At 62.5% G+C, this 18,990-nt stretch carries 21 protein-coding genes; 9 read left to right on the top strand and 12 right to left on the bottom strand.

The features are described 5' to 3' along the window. Positions 1–21 precede the first annotated feature (21 nt). The 6 genes from ABVV53_RS02775 to ABVV53_RS02750 all read right to left on the bottom strand — a co-directional run bounded on the left by ABVV53_RS02775 (position 22) and on the right by ABVV53_RS02750 (position 5,321). On the bottom strand, positions 22–636 hold the full coding sequence (locus ABVV53_RS02775) for a response regulator transcription factor (protein WP_353982797.1): 615 nt from the start codon (positions 634–636) through the stop codon (positions 22–24). A gap of 552 nt (positions 637–1,188) precedes the next feature. Next, positions 1,189–2,271, bottom strand: coding sequence for a sigma-70 family RNA polymerase sigma factor (locus tag ABVV53_RS02770; protein ID WP_353982796.1), 1,083 nt, complete (start codon positions 2,269–2,271; stop codon positions 1,189–1,191). A gap of 123 nt (positions 2,272–2,394) precedes the next feature. Next, a complete protein-coding gene (locus ABVV53_RS02765) occupies positions 2,395–3,354 on the bottom strand; it encodes a lysozyme family protein (protein ID WP_353982795.1) in 960 nt (319 codons plus the stop codon). Beyond that, positions 3,351–3,794 (bottom strand): hypothetical protein, encoded by a 444-nt coding sequence (locus ABVV53_RS02760; RefSeq protein WP_353982794.1) that lies wholly within the window; start codon positions 3,792–3,794, stop codon positions 3,351–3,353. Before ABVV53_RS02760 ends, ABVV53_RS02765 begins: the two co-directional genes overlap by 4 nt. Continuing rightward, a complete protein-coding gene (gene fliI / locus ABVV53_RS02755) occupies positions 3,791–5,146 on the bottom strand; it encodes a flagellar protein export ATPase FliI (RefSeq protein ID WP_353982793.1) in 1,356 nt (451 codons plus the stop codon). Before fliI ends, ABVV53_RS02760 begins: the two co-directional genes overlap by 4 nt. A 37-nt stretch (positions 5,147–5,183) precedes the next feature. Then, positions 5,184–5,321 carry a hypothetical protein gene (locus ABVV53_RS02750; RefSeq protein ID WP_353982792.1) on the bottom strand — a complete coding sequence of 46 codons (138 nt, stop codon included), beginning with the start codon at positions 5,319–5,321 and terminating at the stop codon, positions 5,184–5,186. Between the two features lie 168 nt (positions 5,322–5,489). Here ABVV53_RS02750 and ABVV53_RS02745 point away from each other — a divergent pair, with 168 nt between their 5' ends. Genes ABVV53_RS02745 through ABVV53_RS02735 form a run of 3 tightly spaced genes read left to right on the top strand, consistent with a single transcriptional unit; the run spans position 5,490 to position 9,877 of the window. After that, positions 5,490–6,827, top strand: coding sequence for a flagellar hook protein FlgE (locus tag ABVV53_RS02745; protein ID WP_353982791.1), 1,338 nt, complete (start codon positions 5,490–5,492; stop codon positions 6,825–6,827). A gap of 46 nt (positions 6,828–6,873) precedes the next feature. Continuing rightward, a complete protein-coding gene (gene flgK / locus ABVV53_RS02740) occupies positions 6,874–8,955 on the top strand; it encodes a flagellar hook-associated protein FlgK (protein WP_353982790.1) in 2,082 nt (693 codons plus the stop codon). Between the two features lie 13 nt (positions 8,956–8,968). After that, a complete protein-coding gene (locus tag ABVV53_RS02735) occupies positions 8,969–9,877 on the top strand; it encodes a flagellin (protein WP_353982789.1) in 909 nt (302 codons plus the stop codon). A gap of 409 nt (positions 9,878–10,286) precedes the next feature. Here the strand turns inward: ABVV53_RS02735 and ABVV53_RS02730 are convergent, their stop codons facing one another. Both ABVV53_RS02730 and ABVV53_RS02725 read right to left on the bottom strand, forming a co-directional pair. Next, entirely contained in the window at positions 10,287–12,134 is a 1,848-nt protein-coding gene (locus ABVV53_RS02730) for a tetratricopeptide repeat protein (RefSeq protein ID WP_353982788.1), read from the bottom strand. Further along, a complete protein-coding gene (locus ABVV53_RS02725; protein ID WP_353982787.1) occupies positions 12,131–12,388 on the bottom strand; it encodes a hypothetical protein in 258 nt (85 codons plus the stop codon). The genes ABVV53_RS02730 and ABVV53_RS02725 overlap by 4 nt, the downstream gene beginning before the upstream one ends. A gap of 99 nt (positions 12,389–12,487) precedes the next feature. On the opposite strand from ABVV53_RS02725, the gene ABVV53_RS02720 reads away from it, so the two are divergent. Continuing rightward, positions 12,488–12,901, top strand: coding sequence for a hypothetical protein (locus ABVV53_RS02720; RefSeq protein ID WP_353982786.1), 414 nt, complete (start codon positions 12,488–12,490; stop codon positions 12,899–12,901). An 85-nt stretch (positions 12,902–12,986) separates the two neighbouring features. Here the strand turns inward: ABVV53_RS02720 and ABVV53_RS02715 are convergent, their stop codons facing one another. The 4 genes from ABVV53_RS02715 to ABVV53_RS02700 are packed head-to-tail and all read right to left on the bottom strand — an operon-like array spanning position 12,987 to position 15,410. Continuing rightward, entirely contained in the window at positions 12,987–13,517 is a 531-nt protein-coding gene (locus ABVV53_RS02715) for a MotE family protein (RefSeq protein ID WP_353982785.1), read from the bottom strand. Next, positions 13,514–13,882 (bottom strand): DUF6468 domain-containing protein, encoded by a 369-nt coding sequence (locus ABVV53_RS02710; protein ID WP_353982784.1) that lies wholly within the window; start codon positions 13,880–13,882, stop codon positions 13,514–13,516. The genes ABVV53_RS02715 and ABVV53_RS02710 overlap by 4 nt, the downstream gene beginning before the upstream one ends. 5 nt (positions 13,883–13,887) lie before the next feature. Beyond that, positions 13,888–14,892, bottom strand: coding sequence for a flagellar motor switch protein FliM (gene fliM, locus ABVV53_RS02705; RefSeq protein ID WP_353982783.1), 1,005 nt, complete (start codon positions 14,890–14,892; stop codon positions 13,888–13,890). After that, a complete protein-coding gene (locus ABVV53_RS02700; RefSeq protein WP_353982782.1) occupies positions 14,889–15,410 on the bottom strand; it encodes a flagellar basal body-associated FliL family protein in 522 nt (173 codons plus the stop codon). The genes fliM and ABVV53_RS02700 overlap by 4 nt, the downstream gene beginning before the upstream one ends. Before the next feature lie 136 nt (positions 15,411–15,546). Here ABVV53_RS02700 and ABVV53_RS02695 point away from each other — a divergent pair, with 136 nt between their 5' ends. The 5 genes from ABVV53_RS02695 (at position 15,547) to ABVV53_RS02675 (ending at position 18,975) form a co-directional block, all read left to right on the top strand. Then, positions 15,547–16,290 (top strand): flagellar hook-basal body complex protein, encoded by a 744-nt coding sequence (locus tag ABVV53_RS02695; RefSeq protein WP_353982781.1) that lies wholly within the window; start codon positions 15,547–15,549, stop codon positions 16,288–16,290. Positions 16,291–16,317: 27 nt separating this feature from the next. Then, positions 16,318–17,103 (top strand): flagellar basal-body rod protein FlgG, encoded by a 786-nt coding sequence (gene flgG / locus ABVV53_RS02690; RefSeq protein ID WP_353982780.1) that lies wholly within the window; start codon positions 16,318–16,320, stop codon positions 17,101–17,103. A gap of 2 nt (positions 17,104–17,105) precedes the next feature. Beyond that, a complete protein-coding gene (gene flgA / locus ABVV53_RS02685; protein ID WP_353982779.1) occupies positions 17,106–17,534 on the top strand; it encodes a flagellar basal body P-ring formation chaperone FlgA in 429 nt (142 codons plus the stop codon). 37 nt (positions 17,535–17,571) lie between these two features. Next, positions 17,572–18,339 (top strand): flagellar basal body L-ring protein FlgH, encoded by a 768-nt coding sequence (flgH, locus tag ABVV53_RS02680; RefSeq protein WP_353982880.1) that lies wholly within the window; start codon positions 17,572–17,574, stop codon positions 18,337–18,339. 231 nt (positions 18,340–18,570) lie between these two features. After that, positions 18,571–18,975: a hypothetical protein gene (locus ABVV53_RS02675; protein ID WP_353982778.1), complete on the top strand. Its 405-nt coding sequence runs from the start codon at positions 18,571–18,573 to the stop codon at positions 18,973–18,975. Positions 18,976–18,990 lie beyond the last annotated feature (15 nt).

Genomic DNA, 18,990 nt, shown 5'->3' with positions numbered 1-18,990 from the left:
TAGGAGTGGCGCAGCCGCCGATCATTCGATTGAAACCAGACCGGCGGCGAAGGAAAGCCGTAGCGCTTCGGAAAGGCTGCTCACTTCCAGCTTATCCATCAGCTTGGACCGATGAATCTCCACTGTGCGGGGGCTGATATCGAGTTCATGGGCGATCACCTTGTTGGCATGACCACGGATCAGCCCCTCAAGTACCGCCTTCTCCCGCGCTGAAAGGCGGTCGACCTTAGCTTGTGCTGCCGCAACGCGGGCATCGGCCGCGCGGTTCTGCTCAAGCCTTTCGAAGGTGGCATCAACGATATCCAGCAAGCGCTTAGGCTCGTAGGGTTTCTCCAGGAAATCGACGGCACCGGCGCGGATCACATCCATGGCAAGGCTCACGCTGGCATGACCAGTGAGCATGATCGTCATGAACTTGCTTCGGTCGATGTCGCGAAGCACGTCGATGCCGCTGACGCCCGGCATGTGGTAATCGACCAGCAGCACGCCCGGCTCGAGCTCGTCCACCTGCTCAAGGAAAGCGCTACCTGAACGATAACAGTGGATCAGAAGGTTTGAATGTATGGCCAGAAGGCTGCGCAACGAGTCACGGACGGCGTCATCATCATCGACAACGTAGATCGTTCGAGTGGGCACTGCTTACCTCTTCCGAACGGTGATCGGTGCAGCAAAGCGGATGGTGGTTCGCTCCCGCTCAACTTGACGGCACAGCACCCTGTCGCCGCGAACCTTCTCGTCAGGGCGGCGCAAAGAAAGCGCCAAGCTTCGGCAGCGGCAAGAGCAGGCCGCTTCTAAGGCCGCAAACAGAGTAGCACGGGAACTTCCTGAAAGGTCGGTGTCACCAGCGGACGCCCCTACTACGATCATGTTCTTCCCCCTTTTTTTCAGCTTATAGCCGCCTTGTTGGCACTTTTATGCATGTTGCATCGCCCACACGCAATTTCCAAGTAGTTTACGAGGGATGTGGTGCTCGCCCCTGATGCATAGCCTCAGCGCTGGAGGCAAATGCCTCGCTATTCAGATGTAGCCTCGCGGGAGCCGGGCGGGCGTACGAGATGGTGTCGACACAACGCCTGAGACCGGCGCAACGGAAAGCCGCGCCGGGCAGTTGAGCCCGGCGCGGCGCCAAGAGAGAGAAACGCCGCGCCCCGAGGCGCAGCATTTAGCTGAGATGCCCGACTACCCCAATCAGGCTGCCAGCGAACCTAGAACACTGGCGCTGGCGGCCTTCAGCATGACGTCGGAACGAACCTCTGTTGCGTCGGCAAACGAAGAGGAAGAGTCGACACTATCGACTGCAACGACACGCAAGGCGCGGTTGTGTGACAGCGCGGGGTCGGGAAGCAGGCTCACACCGCTGTGCGCAACGATCTGAGGGACTTCCACCTGGATCTGCGCCGGCTTCGCCTTGGCGGCCTTGGCTGCAGTGACGCCATAATCGGCCATGATGGCAAAGCGCGGTTGAGTGGATGCGAGTTCGGCCAGCCCCTTAGTCGCGCGCTTGCTGATTTGCCGGATCTGTTCCTTTGTGATCCCGGTGCCAGCGCCGACTTCGTCAAGCGTCGCTTCCTCGAATACGCGTCGCTCCAGGATCTGACGGTCGCGGGCCAACTTGTCCTCTAGCTTCTGAACTTCAATCGGATCGAGACGGCTGAACGGAGACCGCTGTTCCGTAGCCTCCGTCGGCTGGCGCAGTGCGCGCTTGGGCTGAGGGCGACGACGCAACTGCTCAAGGCCGAGCGCCCGGTTGTGGCGGACGTACTCTTCGAGAAGAGCGCTGGTGCTCCGCTTCGCGAGGTACTCCGAGGCGCCGCTCTCGGTGAGCTCCAGTGCGCTTTCGTCCTCAATCATGCCCTCCAGCGAGGTCTCCTCCCCTTCGGGGCCGCTCGCTGCCGCATGAAGTGAGACGGTCGTCGCCTCCACCTTCTTGGCCGACGCGCGCTGATCCGTCATCAGGCGGAAGCGCAAGCTCTGCAGTTCACCGCGAAGCTGCCAATTCACGAACGTGGTGAACTGAGCCTTCGTCGGATCGTAGCCTTCGATGGCGCGGTGCACGCCGATGGCGCAGCACTGTTCAGCGTCGTCCCAGTGAGCCACCAAGCCATACTGGCGTATGAAGTGGCGGATGCGCGGTGCGATGAGCTTCAGTATCCTGGCGAAGGCTTTATCGACATTGGCGCGCTGGCGAGCAGTTTGCCGCTCCCCCTCATTGGGACGGTTTTCGATAACCGTAGCGACAGCGGCTTCCAAAGCGATGGTGATCTTGGACATCGGAGCGTGATCCCGGCTTCCTTGGCGGCGACCCCCCGTCGCCTCCCGTGAGACCTCTTTTGCTCCAGACCTTCTGTAGTCGTGGTAACCATACCCATAGGTAAAAACGCGTACCTAACTTTTTTAGGCGAAGCGATCCGGGTTAATCCGACGATCAGCGTAGGCGTTCAGCCAGCGACGATGCGCGTCCGTGGCATTTCCCGCCTCTTCAAGCCGGCGACTCGCCTCATCAGGACCGACCTGGGCTGCCAGAAGTCGCTGCGCCCGAGCGGGATTAAGCCCGCCATCCAGAAACTTAGCAGCATCGCAGGGCCCTAGATGATGGCCCAGGTAAGCGGCCTTGGCAACGCTCTCGACGTCACCATCAACCTTGACTCCTGCGCGCTTAAGCCGTTGCAGGTTACCATTTGCATAATCCGCGATCGTCTGGATCGAGGCTTCCGGATCGTAGCGAAGCGTCAGGAGCGAACTTCGCGACCCGGCCGTCACCTGCCCTGCTCCGTTTAACCATCCGCGCCGATTCGCCTCAGCGTTGAGCCAAGTGCCGGGCCGCTCTGCTTCGGCTTCCCAGGTGCCACTGAGGAACTGGCCAAGTCCGGCGGCGCTGGAACGCGGGTTGCGCGAATGCACGTTCCAGGTGCCGTCTCTCGCACGGCCTGCTTCGGCATCGATGATGGAAGCCAGCGCAGTCGCGGGAATTCCCGTGCGTTCGGCAGCCCGAGTGATCGAATCCGCGTGACGTGCGTTAGGACCAAGCGCCTCTGCGCGAAGCGGCATGTCAGCGCTGGAGACGTTCGACGGCAGGGCGGAGCGCGGCTCGGACGCGAGGACGGCTTGGCGGGGAGCCGCCGTTTCGCATGAGCGGGGAGGCGCATCGCCTTGCGCCATCACGGCGAGCAGCGCGTCAAGCCCGCTCGCCTGTCCCATTGGCTGGCTCCAGGAGGTGGCTTGGCTATCCCGAGCCCGATCATCCCCCAGCGCCGCCCGCCACAGACCCTGGGTCAGCTCGGACCGCGCCTGGCGATAGATCAGATCAGCGCGCTGTGTTGGGCTGAGTGCGGAAATCTCTCCCCTGTCCATCATCGACGTCGACCGGCTGCTGCACGAACAACGCGCACTTTCGAAAGGAAGTCGGCCGCGGCTCGATCATCGATAGCTGACTGCTCAGCGCCTTCAATGCGGCGGGCCTCTTCATCGCGATAGCGGGTGGCGGCACCTTCTATGGCGCTCAGCGAACCGTAGACTTCGCGCGCCTGCGATCGAAGCCGAGCAACGCGGGCGTCAATGGTTCGCTGATTCTCCTCAAGTTGCGACCGCTCTGCCCGCATCCGGGCGAAGTATGCCGTGGCCGGAACGTTCAAGGCGCCCGCCGCGATCACGCGTTCGCGGCATACGTTCGCCTCGATCTCCGTCTGGCGCCGCTCGACGTCAGTAAGCCGGCCCATTTCGACACCGATGGATATGCGGAGTTGATCGACTTCACGGCGCTGAAGTCCAATGGCCGAGCAGTAGGGTGTCCTCATGCGACAACTTCCTCAATATCGACGGGGCTGGCGGTGGTCTCAAGGATCTCTTGAAGCGCGGCGAAGCTTCCGGCGCGGAACCCTTGGTCGTCCTTGCCCTGGCCCAGCAGCGCTTCGATGCGCGGCGCAAGCGCGATGGCGCGGTCCACCTCAGGGCTCGCGCCCGACTTGTAGGCTCCGAGGCGCACCATCTCTTCCATGTCGGCATAGAGCGACAGGATACTTCGCGCGCCGAGGCGAAGCGTGTTCTCTTCCTCGGTGTGGGCGCGCGGCAAGGTGCGCGACACGGACTTGAGCAAATCGATCGCGGGGTAGCGGCCCCGCTCGGCGATGCGGCGACTCATGACGACGTGACCGTCCAATACGCCGCGCACGGCATCGGCAACCGGTTCGTTATGGTCGTCGCCGTCAACGAGTACTGTGAACAGGCCGGTGATACTGCCCTGCCCGGCAAGCCCCGGTCCGGCTCGTTCCAGAAGACGTGGCAATTCGGCAAAAACGGTCGGCGTGTAGCCCTTGGTCGCCGGCGGTTCGCCCGAGGCGAGGCCGATCTCGCGCTGGGCCATGGCGAAGCGTGTGACCGAGTCCATCAGGCACAAGACGTTGAGGCCTTGGTCGCGAAAGTGTTCGGCGACAGCGAGCGTTGTCCAGGCCGCCTGCCGACGCATAAGCGCTGGCTCGTCGGACGTGGCCACCACTACGACGGACCGTGCCAGGCCTGAAGCTCCAAGATCGTCTTCGACGAACTCCTGCACTTCGCGGCCACGTTCTCCGATCAGACCGATCACCGCCACGTCGCATTGGGTCCACCGTGCGAGCATCGAGAGCAGCACTGACTTGCCAACGCCGGAGCCTGCGAACAGGCCAAGCCGCTGACCGCGGCAAAGCGGTGCAAAAACATCGAGTGCGCGCACCCCTGTATCGATTTTCTCGCCCACGCGCCCCCGTGCCGCAGCTGGCGGCGGCGAAGCCTTGATTGGCCGCGATACTGGTCCCAAAGGCAGCGGGCCCTTGCCATCGATCGGGCGGCCGAGGCCATCGATCATTCGGCCGAGCCAGCTACTGTCCGCCCGCAGGCCAAAACTGGTGGCCACAAGGTCTGCGCGGGCACCCGACGCCACCCCCTGTGGATCGCGAAACGGCATGCAATGGGCAATGTCGTGGTCAAGGCCGGTGACTTCGGCTTCGACTTGCCCCGTCTCGGTCGAGATTTCGACACGCGATCCGATCTGAGCGGCTCCGGCAAGACCAGCCACTTCGATCAGGGCACCGCGGACCGCCACCACTTTGCCGAAACGGCAATCAGGCGTCAGTTCGCGGATCGCGCGCGCTGCGGAAGCGATACTCGGCATAGTGAAAACTCGAGGTTGTTCAGGTCAAAGAGCTAGTTCAAGCTGCTGCGTGCAGCCCGTTCGCCGATCCGATCGAGACCTTTTTCCCGACCAGGATTTTTTCGCGACCAACCGCTTTCATGACGGCTCCATTCACGACGATCTTCTCGCCTTCGCGCAGTGAAATCCGAAGCATGCGGCTGATCCTCTTGGTGCTTGCCCCGTTATAGGACGAAGCTGACAGTCACCGGCGCCGTGATACGATTTTTTACTGAGTCACAGCCTCTGCCGTACTTCGTCCTATAATTGCTGGGCAGGCAACGGCATTCGGCCGTGCGCATCACCTCTCCAAGGGAGACCCCTGTTGAGCCTCTACTCCGCACTCTACTCTGGCGTGTCCGGCCTCAGCGCCCAGTCGTCCGCGATGGCGATCGTCGCCGACAACATCACCAACATCAACACGATCGGTTACAAGGGCGTCAGCGCCGAGTTTCGCACACTGGTTACCGACGGTCGTCTGGGTAACTCCTATTCAGCAGGCGGCGTCTCCGCAGCGCCACAGGCGATGATATCCAAGCAGGGCGTGCTACAGGCTTCGGCGAGCGGAATGGATCTCGGCATCGAAGGCGCAGGGTTCTTCGTGACGCGCAGCGGCAGCGGCCCCGACGCTGATCTCGCCTTCACCCGCGCCGGCTCTTTTAAGCCCGATCTCGAAGGTTATCTGCGCAACACCAGCGGCTTTTACCTTCAGGGTTGGCGCCTTGACGCTCAAGGCCAGCCGATCAGCACGAGCAACCTCGAAGCCGTGCGAGTAAGCGAACTGACCGGTTCGGCTGCAGCGACTGGCCGCATCCAGCTTCGCGCCAATCTTGCTTCGGACCAGGTCCCACACAATCCGGCTGCCTTTACTCCCGCCAAGACTTACACGGCAGGCACCATGGCCGAATACGCGACGAACCCGACGAGCGCCACGGCCATCCAGCCCCACTTCACGCATACGGTCGACGTCTATGATGCCCAGGGCAGTGTTCACACTCTGAAGCTTTCGTACCTGAAGACCGGCGCCAACACATGGAAAGGCGAAATCTACGCGGTCCCTGCCTCTGATGTGACTGCAGCCGGCGGACTACTCGCCAGCGGTGACGTTGTTTTCAATCCTGACGGCACGCTGAACCGCGCAGGGTCGAGCCCGGCGCTGTTCGATACGCTTAACGTTGGCTGGACCAACGGTGCGGCTGCCGGACCGATCCAACTCGAACTTGGCAGCAATGGCCAGCTTGATGGTCTGTCCCAGTTCTCGGGCCAGTCCAGCCGTATTTCGTCCTCTGAGGACGGCGGTCTGCTTGGCACGATTGCCTCTGTCGAGATCTCGGCCGAAGGTAAGGTCAGTGCGATCTTCTCGGACGGAACCGCGCGCGAAGTGTTCCAGCTTCCACTTGCCACTTTCCAGAACCCGGATGGCCTCACGCGCCTGTCCGGCAACGCGTTCATCACATCGGGTTCCTCGGGTAACTTCGCGATCAACGCGCCAGGAAAGCTTGGAGGCGGTAACATCAAAGCGGGAACGCTGGAGGCTTCCAACGTCGATCTGGCCCAGGAATTCACCAACATGATCCGCTTCCAGCGTGCCTACAGCGCCTCGTCGAAGATCATCACCACGGTGGACGACATGCTGCAGGAGCTCGGCAACCTGAAGCGCTGATCGCCTTCTCGACTGACCACCCGCCGCTCCATCAGGAAGAAGTCACGTGTCACTAAACGATATCTTGGGATCAGCGCTCTCCGGCCTTGGCGCTTCGCAATCCGGTCTGCGCACGACTTCCGCAAACATCGCGAATGTGAACACGCCCGGCTATGCCCGCGAGCGCGTCTCGTTTGCGACAGGCGTCACCTCTGGCCGGGTAAGCGGCGTGGTGGTCAGCGAGCCAGACCGGATTGCCGACCGTTTTCTGGAAACGGCTGTCTATCGCCGTTCCGGCGAAATGGGCCGCGCCGACATCACCTCCAACTATCTCGACCGGCTGCAATCACTGCTCGGTGCTCCCGGAGCGCCATCCGGCTTGACTGCCCGTCTGGATGCCATTTCAAGCGCTGCTGTCGCGATGACAGGGTCGCCGGGATCGGAGCAGACGCTTGCTGCTTTCACTCAGCAGATCGGCGACGCTATTGACACCATGCAGCAGCTCGACACCGATGTCGCAACTCTGCGCGGGGATGTCGAGACCGAGGTCGGCCACACCATCGATACGGTGAACGGTCTCCTCAAGCGCATTCACGACCTCAATGACACAGTAGCGCAGCTAAATGGACTTGGCCGCAGCTCCGCTGGTGCAGCCGACCAGCGCATGACGGCGTTGGAGGAACTGAGCAACCTGATGAACGTGACGGTGCGCGACCAGCCGGACGGCCGCGTGACCATCGACACCGCTTCTGGCACGGTTCTGCTGGATCGGCGCTTGCGGCAGCTTTCCTACCCCGTCGCGGGTCAGGGCGTTGCTCAGCCGACCTACCCGCCGGTCGACATCCGCTTTGCGAATGGCGCCTCCACTGGAGATCGTATCGATTCCGCTGCCGTGGGGGGCAAGCTGGGCGGTCTTATCGACCTGCGCGATAGAGCCCTGCCTCAATTTGCCGACCAGGTGGGGGTCCTTTTCGGCGGCCTTGCCGAAACACTCAACGCGGTGGCGAACGAAGGGACCTCCGTTCCTGCTCCCAACGTCTTGGAAGGTCGGCAAACCGGCTTGATCGGGACCGATCGGCTTGGCTTTACCGGCAGCGCCACATTCGCGGTCCTGAAGGCGAACGGCGATCTTGTCGCAAAGACCGCGATCGATTTCAGCACGCTGACCCCCAGTACAGTCGATGGGGCAGTCGCCGCGATCAACGCAGGACTTGCTGGAGCCGCCACGGCTTCGTTCGTGGATGGCAAGCTGACGATCACAGCGACGGATGCGGCGCAGGGCGTGGCAGTCGCACAAGACCCGACGCAGCCAAGTAACCGAGCGGGCATCGGATTTTCCCAATACTTCGGGTTGAACGATATCGTCCGCAGCGCTGATAGTGCGCTCGTGCCATCCGGCTTGGCAGCGGGCGATCCGCATGGTTTCACGACGGGGGAAACGACGGAAATCGTCCTGCGGGACGCAAGTGGACGCTCGTTGACCGGGTATACGCTTTCACCGACCACTGGCGGGACGATGGGCGATCTCGTTACGGAGCTCAACGCCAGTCCGCTTGCAGCCTACGGATCGTTCTCCCTGGACGACCGCGGCCGGTTTCAGTTCATGCCGACCTCTGCGTTGAGCGGAGCATCGCTGAGCATACCTGCCGACTCCACCAGTCGATATGGAACCGGGCGGTCGTTTTCGTCCCTCGCGGGTCTGACAGGAGCCGCCAACGGCCTTGCAAGCGCAGAAGTGCTGCCGGTGTTGGTTGGAACCCCACGCCGGCTTCCATTGGCTCGGCTCGATACGACGGCTGCAATCGGCACCAAGGCCGTCGGCGCCGGCGACGTGCGCGGCGCCACCGCTTTCGTGGACAAGCTGTCCAAAGCGGCGGACTTCGGCAAGGAAGGAAGCTCTACGATCGAGCGCTTCGCAAGCGGTGTCATCGGTCGGGCTGCCATGCAATCTGCGCAGGCCGGCGCATCGCTGACCGACGCAGCCGCGCGCCGGGACGATGCAGTTAACCGCCGGGACTCGTTCTCGGGAGTAAACATCGACGAAGAGCTGTCGCAGTTGATTGTGTTCCAGAACAGCTACTCAGCCGCGGCGCGAGTGATGTCTACCGCTACGCAGATGTACGACACCCTCCTCGACATGGTGGGTTGAAAGGAACGATAAGATGACCAGGGTTGCCTCCATCCCAATGCAGCGCACGATGTTCAATGCCATCCAGCGCTCGCAGCAGAAGCTCTCCGCGACACAGCTCCAGCTTGCGTCCGGTAAAAAGGCGCAGAATTATGCTGATCTGGGCACAGACGCAGTACGCACGCTTTCGGCGCACTCGCTTCTTGCTCGGCAGGACGCACACGCTGCGGTTATCAAAAGGCTGGGCACGACCCTGTCCATCCAGGATGCCAACGTGGCCGGCATCGAGACTTCTGCAGAATCGCTGCGGGTGGCAGCGCTCAACGCGGTAGGCACCGGGGGATCGGCTGGTCTCCAGGAAGCGATCGACGCTGCATTCCAGCAGGTTCGCTCTGCTCTAAACGCGGACGAAGGCGGCGTGCCGCTTTTCGCGGGCTCGCGCACGGACCAACTTCCGTTCACGCCGGAAAAGCTATCGGACTTGGTCGGCGTTCCCGTCGCGGATAACTTCATCAACGACCGCAATCGTGCGTCTGCGCGGGTGTCAGAGGGGCTCGACGTCAAGTTCGGCGTCCTCGCCAGCGATCTGGGCTCCAAGATCATGGAGGGCTTCCGTACGCTCGCCGAGATGGGGCCTATCGGCGAGACCGTGACTGACGCCCAGAAGGCAACGCTTTCCGACGCGATCAAGCAGATCGAAAGCGGTTTGATAGATATTCGCTCGATCAACGCCGAAAACGGCCGCAAGCAAGCTCAGATCGAGACGCTCGGCACGCGCTCGGAGGACCGCGCCATCCTCCTCAAGGAACTGATCTCGCGCAGCGAGGATGCTGATCTGGCCGAAGTGGGATCCGAGCTGAAGATGCGCCAAACCGTGCTGGAAGCCTCCTATTCGGTCTTCTCGCAACTCTCCGGCCTGAGCTTGGTGCAGTACCTGCGCTAAGCAGCCAGTACTTTCCTTTAGTATCCCTTTGGAGCCCGGCCTTCCCGCACGTGCAGTGCCGGGAGGGTCGGGCTCCTCTTCATTCAAGCTCCAGGCGAACGCGCGGGTTCGGAGCACCCGTTGATGCCCGACCAGGATCGTGAACCTGCCGCGCCAGATGGAAACCTGGCCCAAAACGGGCAAGCTTCCTACCTTGAAGGGCGAGCTCGGGTTTGCGGGGTATCTTCGTTGGTGCGGTTGCCAGACGGACACCGGCAGCCGCAGCGGGCCAGGACCTTATGTGCTGGGCGATCCTGCCGACCTCTTCCGCAGCAAACATTCCGCAGGTTAGCACCGCGCTAACGGAGTGCCCATACCGGTGCCGTTCAGCAGGCCGGCCGCGGCCTTAAGCCGAGCCGGCCACAAGGGCTCACTTGCGCTGCGGCGCGGACGGTGCGGACGGTGCGACGTCGAGGAGATCCGCGTAAGCCCCTGCCGGACTGGCGGCGGGTATTGCCGACATTGCGCGGGAGAGGTTATCCGCGTCAACACTGGTGGGGTTTTGGGTTAGCATGTCGAAAGCAGGAGCTGTCGGTAGTCCCGCAAAGCCGGCCGCATAGCGGCTGCGGAGGCGAGCCAGCTCCCCTTCCCGGCCCAGCATGCCCAGCGCGATCGCGTGTCGCAGCACGACCGCCTGTCTCACTTCGGTGAGGCCTTCAGGAGGCGGCAGATCCGCCGCGCTCTCGGCGACGAGGCGGTTCCAGTCGCGCCGCTTCCACAGCAGCTCGGCCCTCAGGCCGCTCGCGCCCGGTACATCTTCGAGCACCGCCAGCGCCTGTTCTTTCTTGCCGGTCTGATACAGGGCCACGGCCTCGATGCGGGCGCGATCCCACAGCATCTCCTGCGGGAAAATGGTTCTCTCAGTGTCTTTCACCGCCTTGAGCGCACGATCTGGGCGCCCAGCGAGGATGTGGAGAGTGGCGACGCGCACGGAAAGCGGTCCCTGTGCTACGTCGAGTGCACGATGCCGCAACTGGTGTTCCAGCAACTCTGCGGCACGGGCATAGAGACCTGCCGCCTGCAGCCGGTCTGCAAGCTGGACGACCAAACGGTCCCCCTCCCCGCCTGCCGGCATCATGTCCCGATAATCCCAGTAAATTCCAGCAGCCTTTTCCAAAGGCATCTTGTTCTGGGGGGCCAGCAAACCAGATAGCCGCGTCTGAATTTCGGCAAGAAGCGACGGAAGGTCGGGACCCAGTTCAAAGTAGCGGACGAGCGTCGCGCCCGCTGCAATAGCTCCACCCTCGTCGCCCGCCTTCTTGGCCAGCTTATAGCTAAGGCGCAGGGCCTGTTCCTCGATAGCTCCACCGCGCCAGACGAAACGGATGTGATCGACTTCGCTGCGCGCCTGCGGCAACGCCATGGTTCTCTGCGAGACAGCGAGGTCTATCAGCGCCAAGCGAGCTTGATAGCGCTGTTCCTCATTGCCGTGGCGCTCCGCACGACCGAGCCGAATGCGGGCCCTGCCGAAGTCATCCATCGCGAGGTGGGCTCGACCGCGCATGATGTTGGCGGCAGCATCTGCATCGGGCGCGGCATTCAGCCAGCGCAGCGCCCGCTCTGGCTGCCCGCTCGCTAGCGCGGCCTTGGCCAGCTCTGTAAGGAAGGGGACCCGCTGGGCTCCCGTGCGAGCCGCAAGAGCGGCGCGGGCACAACCCACTTCGCGTTGCGCCTCTTCATCCCGGCCGGACATTGCCAGAGCCCGCGCTCGCCAGAAACATGCTTCCGGATTGCTGCCAAGCTCTTCACGGCTCAGTGCCGTCAGCGCCTCTTTCGGTCGCGCCAAGGCGGCAAGGACGACGCCGCGAGCAAGTTCGAAATTGGCAACCAGCGCCAGATCGGAATCGTCCTTCAACATGACGTCGAGGACGCCCCATGCATCCGCATAGCGCTCCTGAGCGATCAGAGTTTTCGCATAACCCCACCGCGCAGCTTGGCGCGTGGTTGGCTGCGACCGGCCCAAAGCTTCGAGCGCCTGTTGCCTTGTCAGCCCGCCCCAGCCTTGAGGTCCATTGATGCGAGCCATGTCGGCAAGCTCCGGCGCGAATCCGGGAAAGCGCGCAGCCCGCACCGCCTTTGCCTCCTCGGACCGAGCGGCTGTGTCGGATTTGGGCATTTGCACGTGAAGCGGAGCGGGCGCGAGCGGCGCCTGGCTGGACCCGCGCGGAACGCCGGCCGTGCTTGCGCCCGCCAGCAGAAGGAGGAGCGAAAGTTTCATGCAGGTGTTCCCCCGACCAGCCCGAAGTACACGGTAGCCATCCCTCCGGCGGCGCAGGCCGCCAGAAAGAGCAACGGAAGAAGCAATCCGGGGGAACCGGATCCCTCGGCGGCAACGATAGGAGCGGGAGCTTGCGGATCGCCGGGAGCAACCTTCGGGTCCCCCGGCATCGCATCGCCGGCACGGCGACCGTAGTTGGGTTGCGCGCCGGAGCCCACCAGCTTGAATTTGCCCGGCTTCTGATTGCGGCTCATCCGCCCGTCACCTCAATATCCTGTCAACTCTTCCATTATAGGAGAAACAAGCCCGGGTCGGCGCCACGCCGAACGAACCCGCCGCAGGAGTACAATTGCATGCGCAAGGCGATCACAATGGCAGGCGCCGCATTGACCTTAGCCGGGGGCGGCACGGTCGCTGCGACAGCAGGAGCCGACAAGACCGAAAACGCCGCGCTCGAGCCACATCTCGTGCCAATGCAGGAGATCGCGGTGCCGATTATCGACGGCGACCGCCTCGATGGCACGTTTCGCGTGAAAACATTTCTCGCTGCAGACGATGCCGAGGCAGCAGAGCGAATCGAGGCCGCTCTGCCGCGGCTACGTTCGGCCTCCCTCGCGGCCGCACTGGAATTTTCCCGACTGCACGCCTCACCATTTCGCCCAGTCGACGCCGAGATGCTGAGCAAGGATTTAACTGAAGCGCTTCAAAGCGAGGAGCCTGGCGTGACCAGAGCTCTGGTGGTGGAAGTGGTAGCCAGTCCCGCCTGAGCGTACCGCTCAGGAGGTCAAAACAAAAAGGCCTTGAAGCGCACACGCGCTTCAAGGCCTTTTTGTTTTACGGTCCTTCTTCGCTTTATGGCTTCGCCCTTTGCCCTCCCGCCGAGGGGAATGGCGCTTGCGGCTGCGGCATACGAGCCATAGCCATCGTCAATGCCGCCGCGCGCTGCGGTGACATGTTAGCCAGGATCAGCCCGGTAGAGCGTTCGCGCATGCGGCGAGCGACTTCTACTTGCACGTCCATTTCGAGTTGCTCGAGTACGATAGCCGCTCGGTTCGGACGCATTGCTTGATAGATGCGCGCCAATTCGGAGAAGCGTTCCTCGTTCGCATCCCTTGGTGGGCTGTTTGCCGCGGCGCGCTGCGGTGCGCCTCCGCCGGCCTGCAGTCGCTGCTCAGCCGCTCGGGCAGCTTGCTCGCGCAGCTCAAGTGCACGGGCGCGGCGCGCGGCCTCCTGGTCGCGTTGGGCAAAGTCCTGCTTGATCGAAGCACCGAGCCGAGTCTCAGGTGCACTAGGCGCAGGATTGGCAGCACTGACGCCATTGGCCAGCACAGAAGCACCTGCCGCAGCCGCGGTAAGCATCAGAAGCGAAGGACGCAGGTTCATGCCAGTTCTTCTTCAAGGTCGAGAGGTTCCACGCCCTCTTCGGATCCGCGCTTGCTGCTCGCCTCAAGAAGGCGATCGGCGGTAACGTTGGCGATCCCCACCATCACGCTGAGTTCATCGCGGATCTCTTCCGCCTGTGCCAGAATGCGCGCATTGGCGGCGGCATCCGTGCACAACGTGGTCTTGAGCTCGCCCAGCACCTTGCTGGCTCTGCTGGTGGCTGAATCCAGCCCCTCGATCAACTGCGGCAGCGCCGCGCCCGCACCTTTGACGGCCTCAAGGCTGCGCATCATCCGCACGCTCTGTACAAGCACGGCGAGGCAGAAGATAACCGTGATGATGTTCACGAAAGTAGCGAAGCCCATGACGTTCAGTCCTTGGTGATGTCAGTGACCAGGCGGACGGCAATATTTTGGTTGCGCTGTCCAAGCTGGGCGCGGCCGAGACGAACTCCACCGCATTGAATTTCGAAAGGATCGTCGGGGTGCTTGGCGAGAGGGAGCGTCTGCCCCACCTTCAGGCCTCGCATCTCAGACAAAGAGAAGGAGCGTTCGGCGAGTACCGCATCGAGTGTGACCTCTGTTTTGCGAATTTCGCCGCGCATGTGCGCCTCCCAGATCGCGTCGCGACCCATCTTTTCGCCCATGAACCGCTGAAGGAGCTTGTTCCGCACCGGCTCCAGCGTCGCATAGGGTAACAGCACGCTGAACATTCCGCCGCGGCCTTCCATGTCGACGCGGAAGGTGGAGACAGCCGTCACGTTGCTGGGCCCGGCGATCGCAGCAAATCGAGGGCTGGTCTCGATCCGCTCAAGCTTGATCGTAATCGGCGCGATCGGCTCGAACGCTGCCGCAAGGTCCGACAGAGCCAGTTCCACCATGCGCGAGACGAGCGAAGTCTCGATCGTGGTGAAGCTGCGTCCATCGGTTCGCCCCGGTCCGCCGTTGCCCCGTCCGCCCAGCAGGGCGTCGACAACAGAATAGATCAGCGCGGAATCGACAGTAACGATCCCGTAGTTCTCCCACTCCTCGACGCGGAAAACTCCGAACATCGCAGGCAGCGGAACCCGGTTCATGAACTCGCCAAAGCGTACGGAGGTTGTTGCCTCCAGGCTCACGTCGATCGCATCCGAAGTGAGATTGCGCATGTTGGTCGCGAACGTGCGGATCACCCGGTCGCCGATCACCTCAAGCATCGGCAGACGCTCGTGATTGATCACGTCGGACTCGATTACCGCGCGCAAGCCACTCTTTTGTGGAGCAGGCGCACCGACGTCACCGAACAGTGCGTCGATATCCAACTGATCGAGTTCCTGATCCTCGCCAATAACCATCGGCTTGGGATCGGGTAGATCGAAATCCCAATCATCGCTCATTGCTGAACAAGGTCCTGGATAAGAACGTCGGCGACAACACCGTCGCCCAGTTGCTGGTTGGCTCGGATCAGCATTTCTTCCTTAAGGCGGAACGTGGCTGCGGAACCTGCGAGGTCCTCGGGCCGCAATTCGCGCAGGAATGGCTGATAAGCGTCGATGATCAAAGGCAACTTCTTCGTGATCTCGTCCTGTCTGTCTGCCGAAGTCGGCACCAGCATCAGATGAACACGAAGAAAGTGCGGCGTGCCATCAGCGGAGCGCAGGTTCACAGTCATCGGCGGAATGTCGATGAAGGTGTCTACCCCCGCGCCTTCAGCGCCGTGGCTTTCGGCGGCCTTTTCCGACTTGCCGCCACTCATCATGGCGTAGCCCACGCCGCCGCCGCCCAGCAGGAGGACTGCCGCGGCTGCGCCGATGATGATCAGCTTCTTCTTGGAATTAGCCGGCTTCACGGCCAGCTTCTCTTCCCCGGCGTCCCTTTCGGCTCCGCCCGGATCGAGCTCCTGCAATTCTGCCATTTTCAATCCTTGTAACCGGTGGCTCACCAAAATTGGCGGTGTGACGCCGGATGCCCTGGTTTTCTCCTATTATAGAGCGGGTGGGCGGCAATTTCTGCCTAGTGAACTTTTCCCGAGAATTTTTCGGAGCGAGTGAATGGACGTCTCTTCCTTCGTGCTTTTAAGCCATGAACAGGCGCTTCGCCGTCGCATGGACGTGGTTGCCAACAATATGGCGAACACGAGCACAGCCGGCTTCCGCCGCGAGCAGCCCGTCTTTCGGGAGTTCGTGGAACAGGGGGCCGAAAACGCGGTCGACGCGGCTCGCAATGTCTCCTTTGTCCTGGATTATGGCGCGGTGCACGATACTCGCGCCGGCGCCTTCCAGACCACGGGCAACAACCTCGACGTGATGATCCAAGGCAACGGCTATCTCGCCGTCGAAGCGCCTGGCGGCGGCACCGCCTATACGCGCGGGGGATCTCTCAAGGTCCTGGAGAGCGGCGACTTGGCCACGTCGGCAGGGATGCGAGTGCTTGGCGAAAACGGGCAGCCCATCAACATCCCGTCCGATCAGACCGTCGGTTTGCGCATCGACGAGGACGGGACGGTCACTGGCCTCGCAGGACCACTCGGCCGTCTCTCCGTCACCGCTTTCGATAACGAAGCCGCCGTAACGCCGCGCGGCGACGGGATGATGGCCGGAGAAGGTGGCCGCGTTCTTGCCGCCGCCGAAACTCGCTTGCGCAGTGGCGGCCTGGAAGGTTCGAACGTCGAGCCGATCATCGAGACCACGAACATGGTCGAGATCCTGCGCTCCTACCAGACCAGCCAGCGCATGTCCGATGCGCTGAACGACATGCGCAAGCGCGCGATTGAACGACTCAGCCGCGTCGGCTGACACTCAGATTCTTAAAAGGAAAAACTCATGCGTTCCTTATCCATCGCTTCCACCGGCATGCTGGCACAGCAGACCAACGTCGACGTGATTTCGAACAATATCGCGAACATGAACACCACCGCCTACAAGCGGCAGCGTGCCGAGTTCCAGGACTTGCTCTACCAGCAGGTTGCTCGTCCCGGTGCGACCACCGGCGGGCAGGAGGCGCGTGCGCCTTCGGGCATCCAGATAGGTGCGGGTGTGCGCACTGGCGGCGTCTACCGCATCGGCACCCAGGGAGCGCTTACCCAAACGGACAATCGCTATGACGTGGCGATCGAAGGTCAGGGCTATTTCCAGATTCTCATGCCCAACGGCACGACCAACTACACGCGCGCTGGCTCGTTCCAGGTGTCTGACCAGGGCGAACTGGTTACCGCTGATGGCTACCCGGTCCAGCCCGGTATCACCGTCCCTCAGGAGACAACCGACGTGGTTATCTCTGCGTCGGGTGCTGTTCAGGTCAAAGTCGATGGCGACCCGCAGCTGCAGGAGGTTGGCCAGCTCCAACTCGCCACGTTCGTGAATGAAGCCGGCCTTGAAGCGCTGGGCGGAAACCTCTTCGCCGAAACCGCTGCCTCGGGTCAGCCGAACATTGCCGCGCCGGGAGAGCCGGGCCTGGGAACGCTCCGCCAGGGCTTCCTCGAAGCATCCAACGTCAATCCCGTGTCTGAAATCACGGCCCTCATCACGGCACAGCGGGCTTATGAGATGAACAGCCGCGTGGTAAAAACGGTCGACGAGATGCTCTCGACCACGAGCCAGATGCGCTGATCATGCTGGGCACTGTCCTCGCCCTCCTCGCCGCGCAGGCCGTTCCGACTGCAGTCGAGACCCCCGTCCTTGCCCGCATCGTCGAGCGTGGGGAAATCGTCTCGATCGACGACTTCACGGTCGAGGCGCTGCCTGCATCTCAAGGGCGTGGAGCGATCAGCCCAAAGGCGGCGAACGGCATGGAAGCCGCACGCCGCCTCGGCGCCGGTTCCGTTGTTCGCGCCAGCGACGTCATAGCGCCTCGGCTTGTCCGTCGGGGCGAGCCGGTGACGATCTACGTCCGTTCGGGCGCGCTGCTCATCAGCACCACTGGTCGCTCGCTCGACAACGGCGCCATGGGCGACCGGATCCGCGTCGTCGCCAACTCCACCAACCGCACCCTTGATGCCGAAGTCGAAGGCTCCGGCGCCGTGCGCACCCTCGCGCGCTGACGCGTTCGCCTTCAATCGGGAGCCCCTTTCCATGAAAATGAAAACTGTTGTTGCGCTGATGATGGTCGCGCCCCTCGTTTCCGGGTGCGGCGCCGCTGGGCGGCTATCCAATGTGGGGAAGGCTCCCGCTTTCTCTCCGCAAGCTGAGGTGCAAACTGCCATCCTGGAGCGTTCGATTGCACGGCCCGACATCGTGGACCCGCTCAGCACCCGCTCGCCAGTAGGTCAGCCGCAGCAAGCACCGGCAACAGCCTCGCTTTTCCGTTCCGGCGCGGGCGGCCTATTCCGCGATCAGCGAGCCTCCGTCACCGGGGACATCGTGACCATTCGCATTGATGTCCGCGATCGTGCGAGTGTCGACAATACCACTTCGCGCAGTCGGACGAGTTCCGAGAATGCAGGCCTGACCTCGCTATTCGGTCTCGAGCGGCCCCTTAGCAAGCTCCTGCCGGGCAATCCTGACACCGGGTCACTGGTGGATGCCGGCTCGACCTCAAAAACGAGCGGCGCCGGGTCGACAGAACGCAGCGAAACGATCAACATGACGATGGCCGCTGTCGTCACCGACGTGCTGCCGAACGGCAATCTCGTCATTCGCGGTCGGCAAGAAATGCGCGTGAACTTCGAACTGCGCGAACTCATCGTCTCGGGCATCGTGCGTCCGCAGGACATCGCGCGTGACAACTCCATCCGTCACAGCCAGATCGCCGAAGCGCGGATCAGCTATGGCGGCCGCGGCCAGCTCACCGATGTGCAGCAGGCGCGCTGGGCACAGCAGATCTACGACGCACTGTTTCCGTTTTAATCACGGCCCTGCAAACGGTGCCGCCATTCAGCCGAGATACCCCGGTGATGACGGTAGACGGACTTGATGGTCTGAGACGTGGGGGCGGAGTGGAGACACTCCGGCCCCATTTCTTTGCGACTGCCCGATATACAGGACTTTTTCGAAGCAGTACGGGGCTGGCATGCGGCGAGTTGCCTGCGTACGCCCGTTTACCATTCTATAATGATTGAAGAAAACAGGCGAGGCTTTGTGTTCCCTAGAATTCGCGAAATCATCGACGAGAACGGAGATCGCCTCCGCGTGAGCGTCGTCGCGGATAGGGGTGGCGCGCTGATCACTCTTGAGCTTCCGGATCGCCCGGATGTGCCACAAGTTGCGCTTGACCCCTTGGCTGCTGAGCTCCTGAGCAGCTTCATCATGTCGGCAAGGCTTGCCCTGCCGCATGGTCTTCCCGACGAGGACAGCTTGCGGGGCTTGGCACGGCGCTTCCATCTGGTCGTGGCACCCAACCCGCTTATCGAAGTCACCCAAGGCGCTGGCGGAGACCCCTTCCAGGTTCCGGCACGCTATTGGGACAGGCTCTACGCCGAGCTTTGCCTGATCATCGCCCATACCCGCGACTTGACCTGGCACGTCCCCGTGCGCCTGCAGTAGCTACGTACAAGGCGC

It is taken from the genome of Novosphingobium kalidii, from assembly GCF_040534015.1.
GTDB lineage: Bacteria > Pseudomonadota > Alphaproteobacteria > Sphingomonadales > Sphingomonadaceae > Novosphingobium > Novosphingobium kalidii.
The sequence above is the reverse complement of the archived record's forward strand: the minus strand, read 5'-3'. Positions and strand labels throughout refer to the sequence as shown.

Coding starts and splice junctions, on each gene's coding strand:
- ABVV53_RS02770 (WP_353982796.1), bottom strand. CDS start 2,271: ATGTCCAAGATCACCATCGCTTTGGAAGCCGCTGTCGCTACGGTTATC.
- ABVV53_RS02765 (WP_353982795.1), bottom strand. CDS start 3,354: ATGATGGACAGGGGAGAGATTTCCGCACTCAGCCCAACACAGCGCGCT.
- ABVV53_RS02760 (WP_353982794.1), bottom strand. CDS start 3,794: ATGAGGACACCCTACTGCTCGGCCATTGGACTTCAGCGCCGTGAAGTC.
- fliI (WP_353982793.1), bottom strand. CDS start 5,146: ATGCCGAGTATCGCTTCCGCAGCGCGCGCGATCCGCGAACTGACGCCT.
- ABVV53_RS02750 (WP_353982792.1), bottom strand. CDS start 5,321: ATGCTTCGGATTTCACTGCGCGAAGGCGAGAAGATCGTCGTGAATGGA.
- ABVV53_RS02735 (WP_353982789.1), top strand. CDS start 8,969: ATGACCAGGGTTGCCTCCATCCCAATGCAGCGCACGATGTTCAATGCC.
- ABVV53_RS02730 (WP_353982788.1), bottom strand. CDS start 12,134: ATGAAACTTTCGCTCCTCCTTCTGCTGGCGGGCGCAAGCACGGCCGGC.
- ABVV53_RS02725 (WP_353982787.1), bottom strand. CDS start 12,388: ATGAGCCGCAATCAGAAGCCGGGCAAATTCAAGCTGGTGGGCTCCGGC.
- ABVV53_RS02720 (WP_353982786.1), top strand. CDS start 12,488: ATGCGCAAGGCGATCACAATGGCAGGCGCCGCATTGACCTTAGCCGGG.
- ABVV53_RS02715 (WP_353982785.1), bottom strand. CDS start 13,517: ATGAACCTGCGTCCTTCGCTTCTGATGCTTACCGCGGCTGCGGCAGGT.
- ABVV53_RS02710 (WP_353982784.1), bottom strand. CDS start 13,882: ATGGGCTTCGCTACTTTCGTGAACATCATCACGGTTATCTTCTGCCTC.
- fliM (WP_353982783.1), bottom strand. CDS start 14,892: ATGAGCGATGATTGGGATTTCGATCTACCCGATCCCAAGCCGATGGTT.
- ABVV53_RS02700 (WP_353982782.1), bottom strand. CDS start 15,410: ATGGCAGAATTGCAGGAGCTCGATCCGGGCGGAGCCGAAAGGGACGCC.
- ABVV53_RS02695 (WP_353982781.1), top strand. CDS start 15,547: ATGGACGTCTCTTCCTTCGTGCTTTTAAGCCATGAACAGGCGCTTCGC.
- flgG (WP_353982780.1), top strand. CDS start 16,318: ATGCGTTCCTTATCCATCGCTTCCACCGGCATGCTGGCACAGCAGACC.
- flgA (WP_353982779.1), top strand. CDS start 17,106: ATGCTGGGCACTGTCCTCGCCCTCCTCGCCGCGCAGGCCGTTCCGACT.
- flgH (WP_353982880.1), top strand. CDS start 17,572: ATGAAAACTGTTGTTGCGCTGATGATGGTCGCGCCCCTCGTTTCCGGG.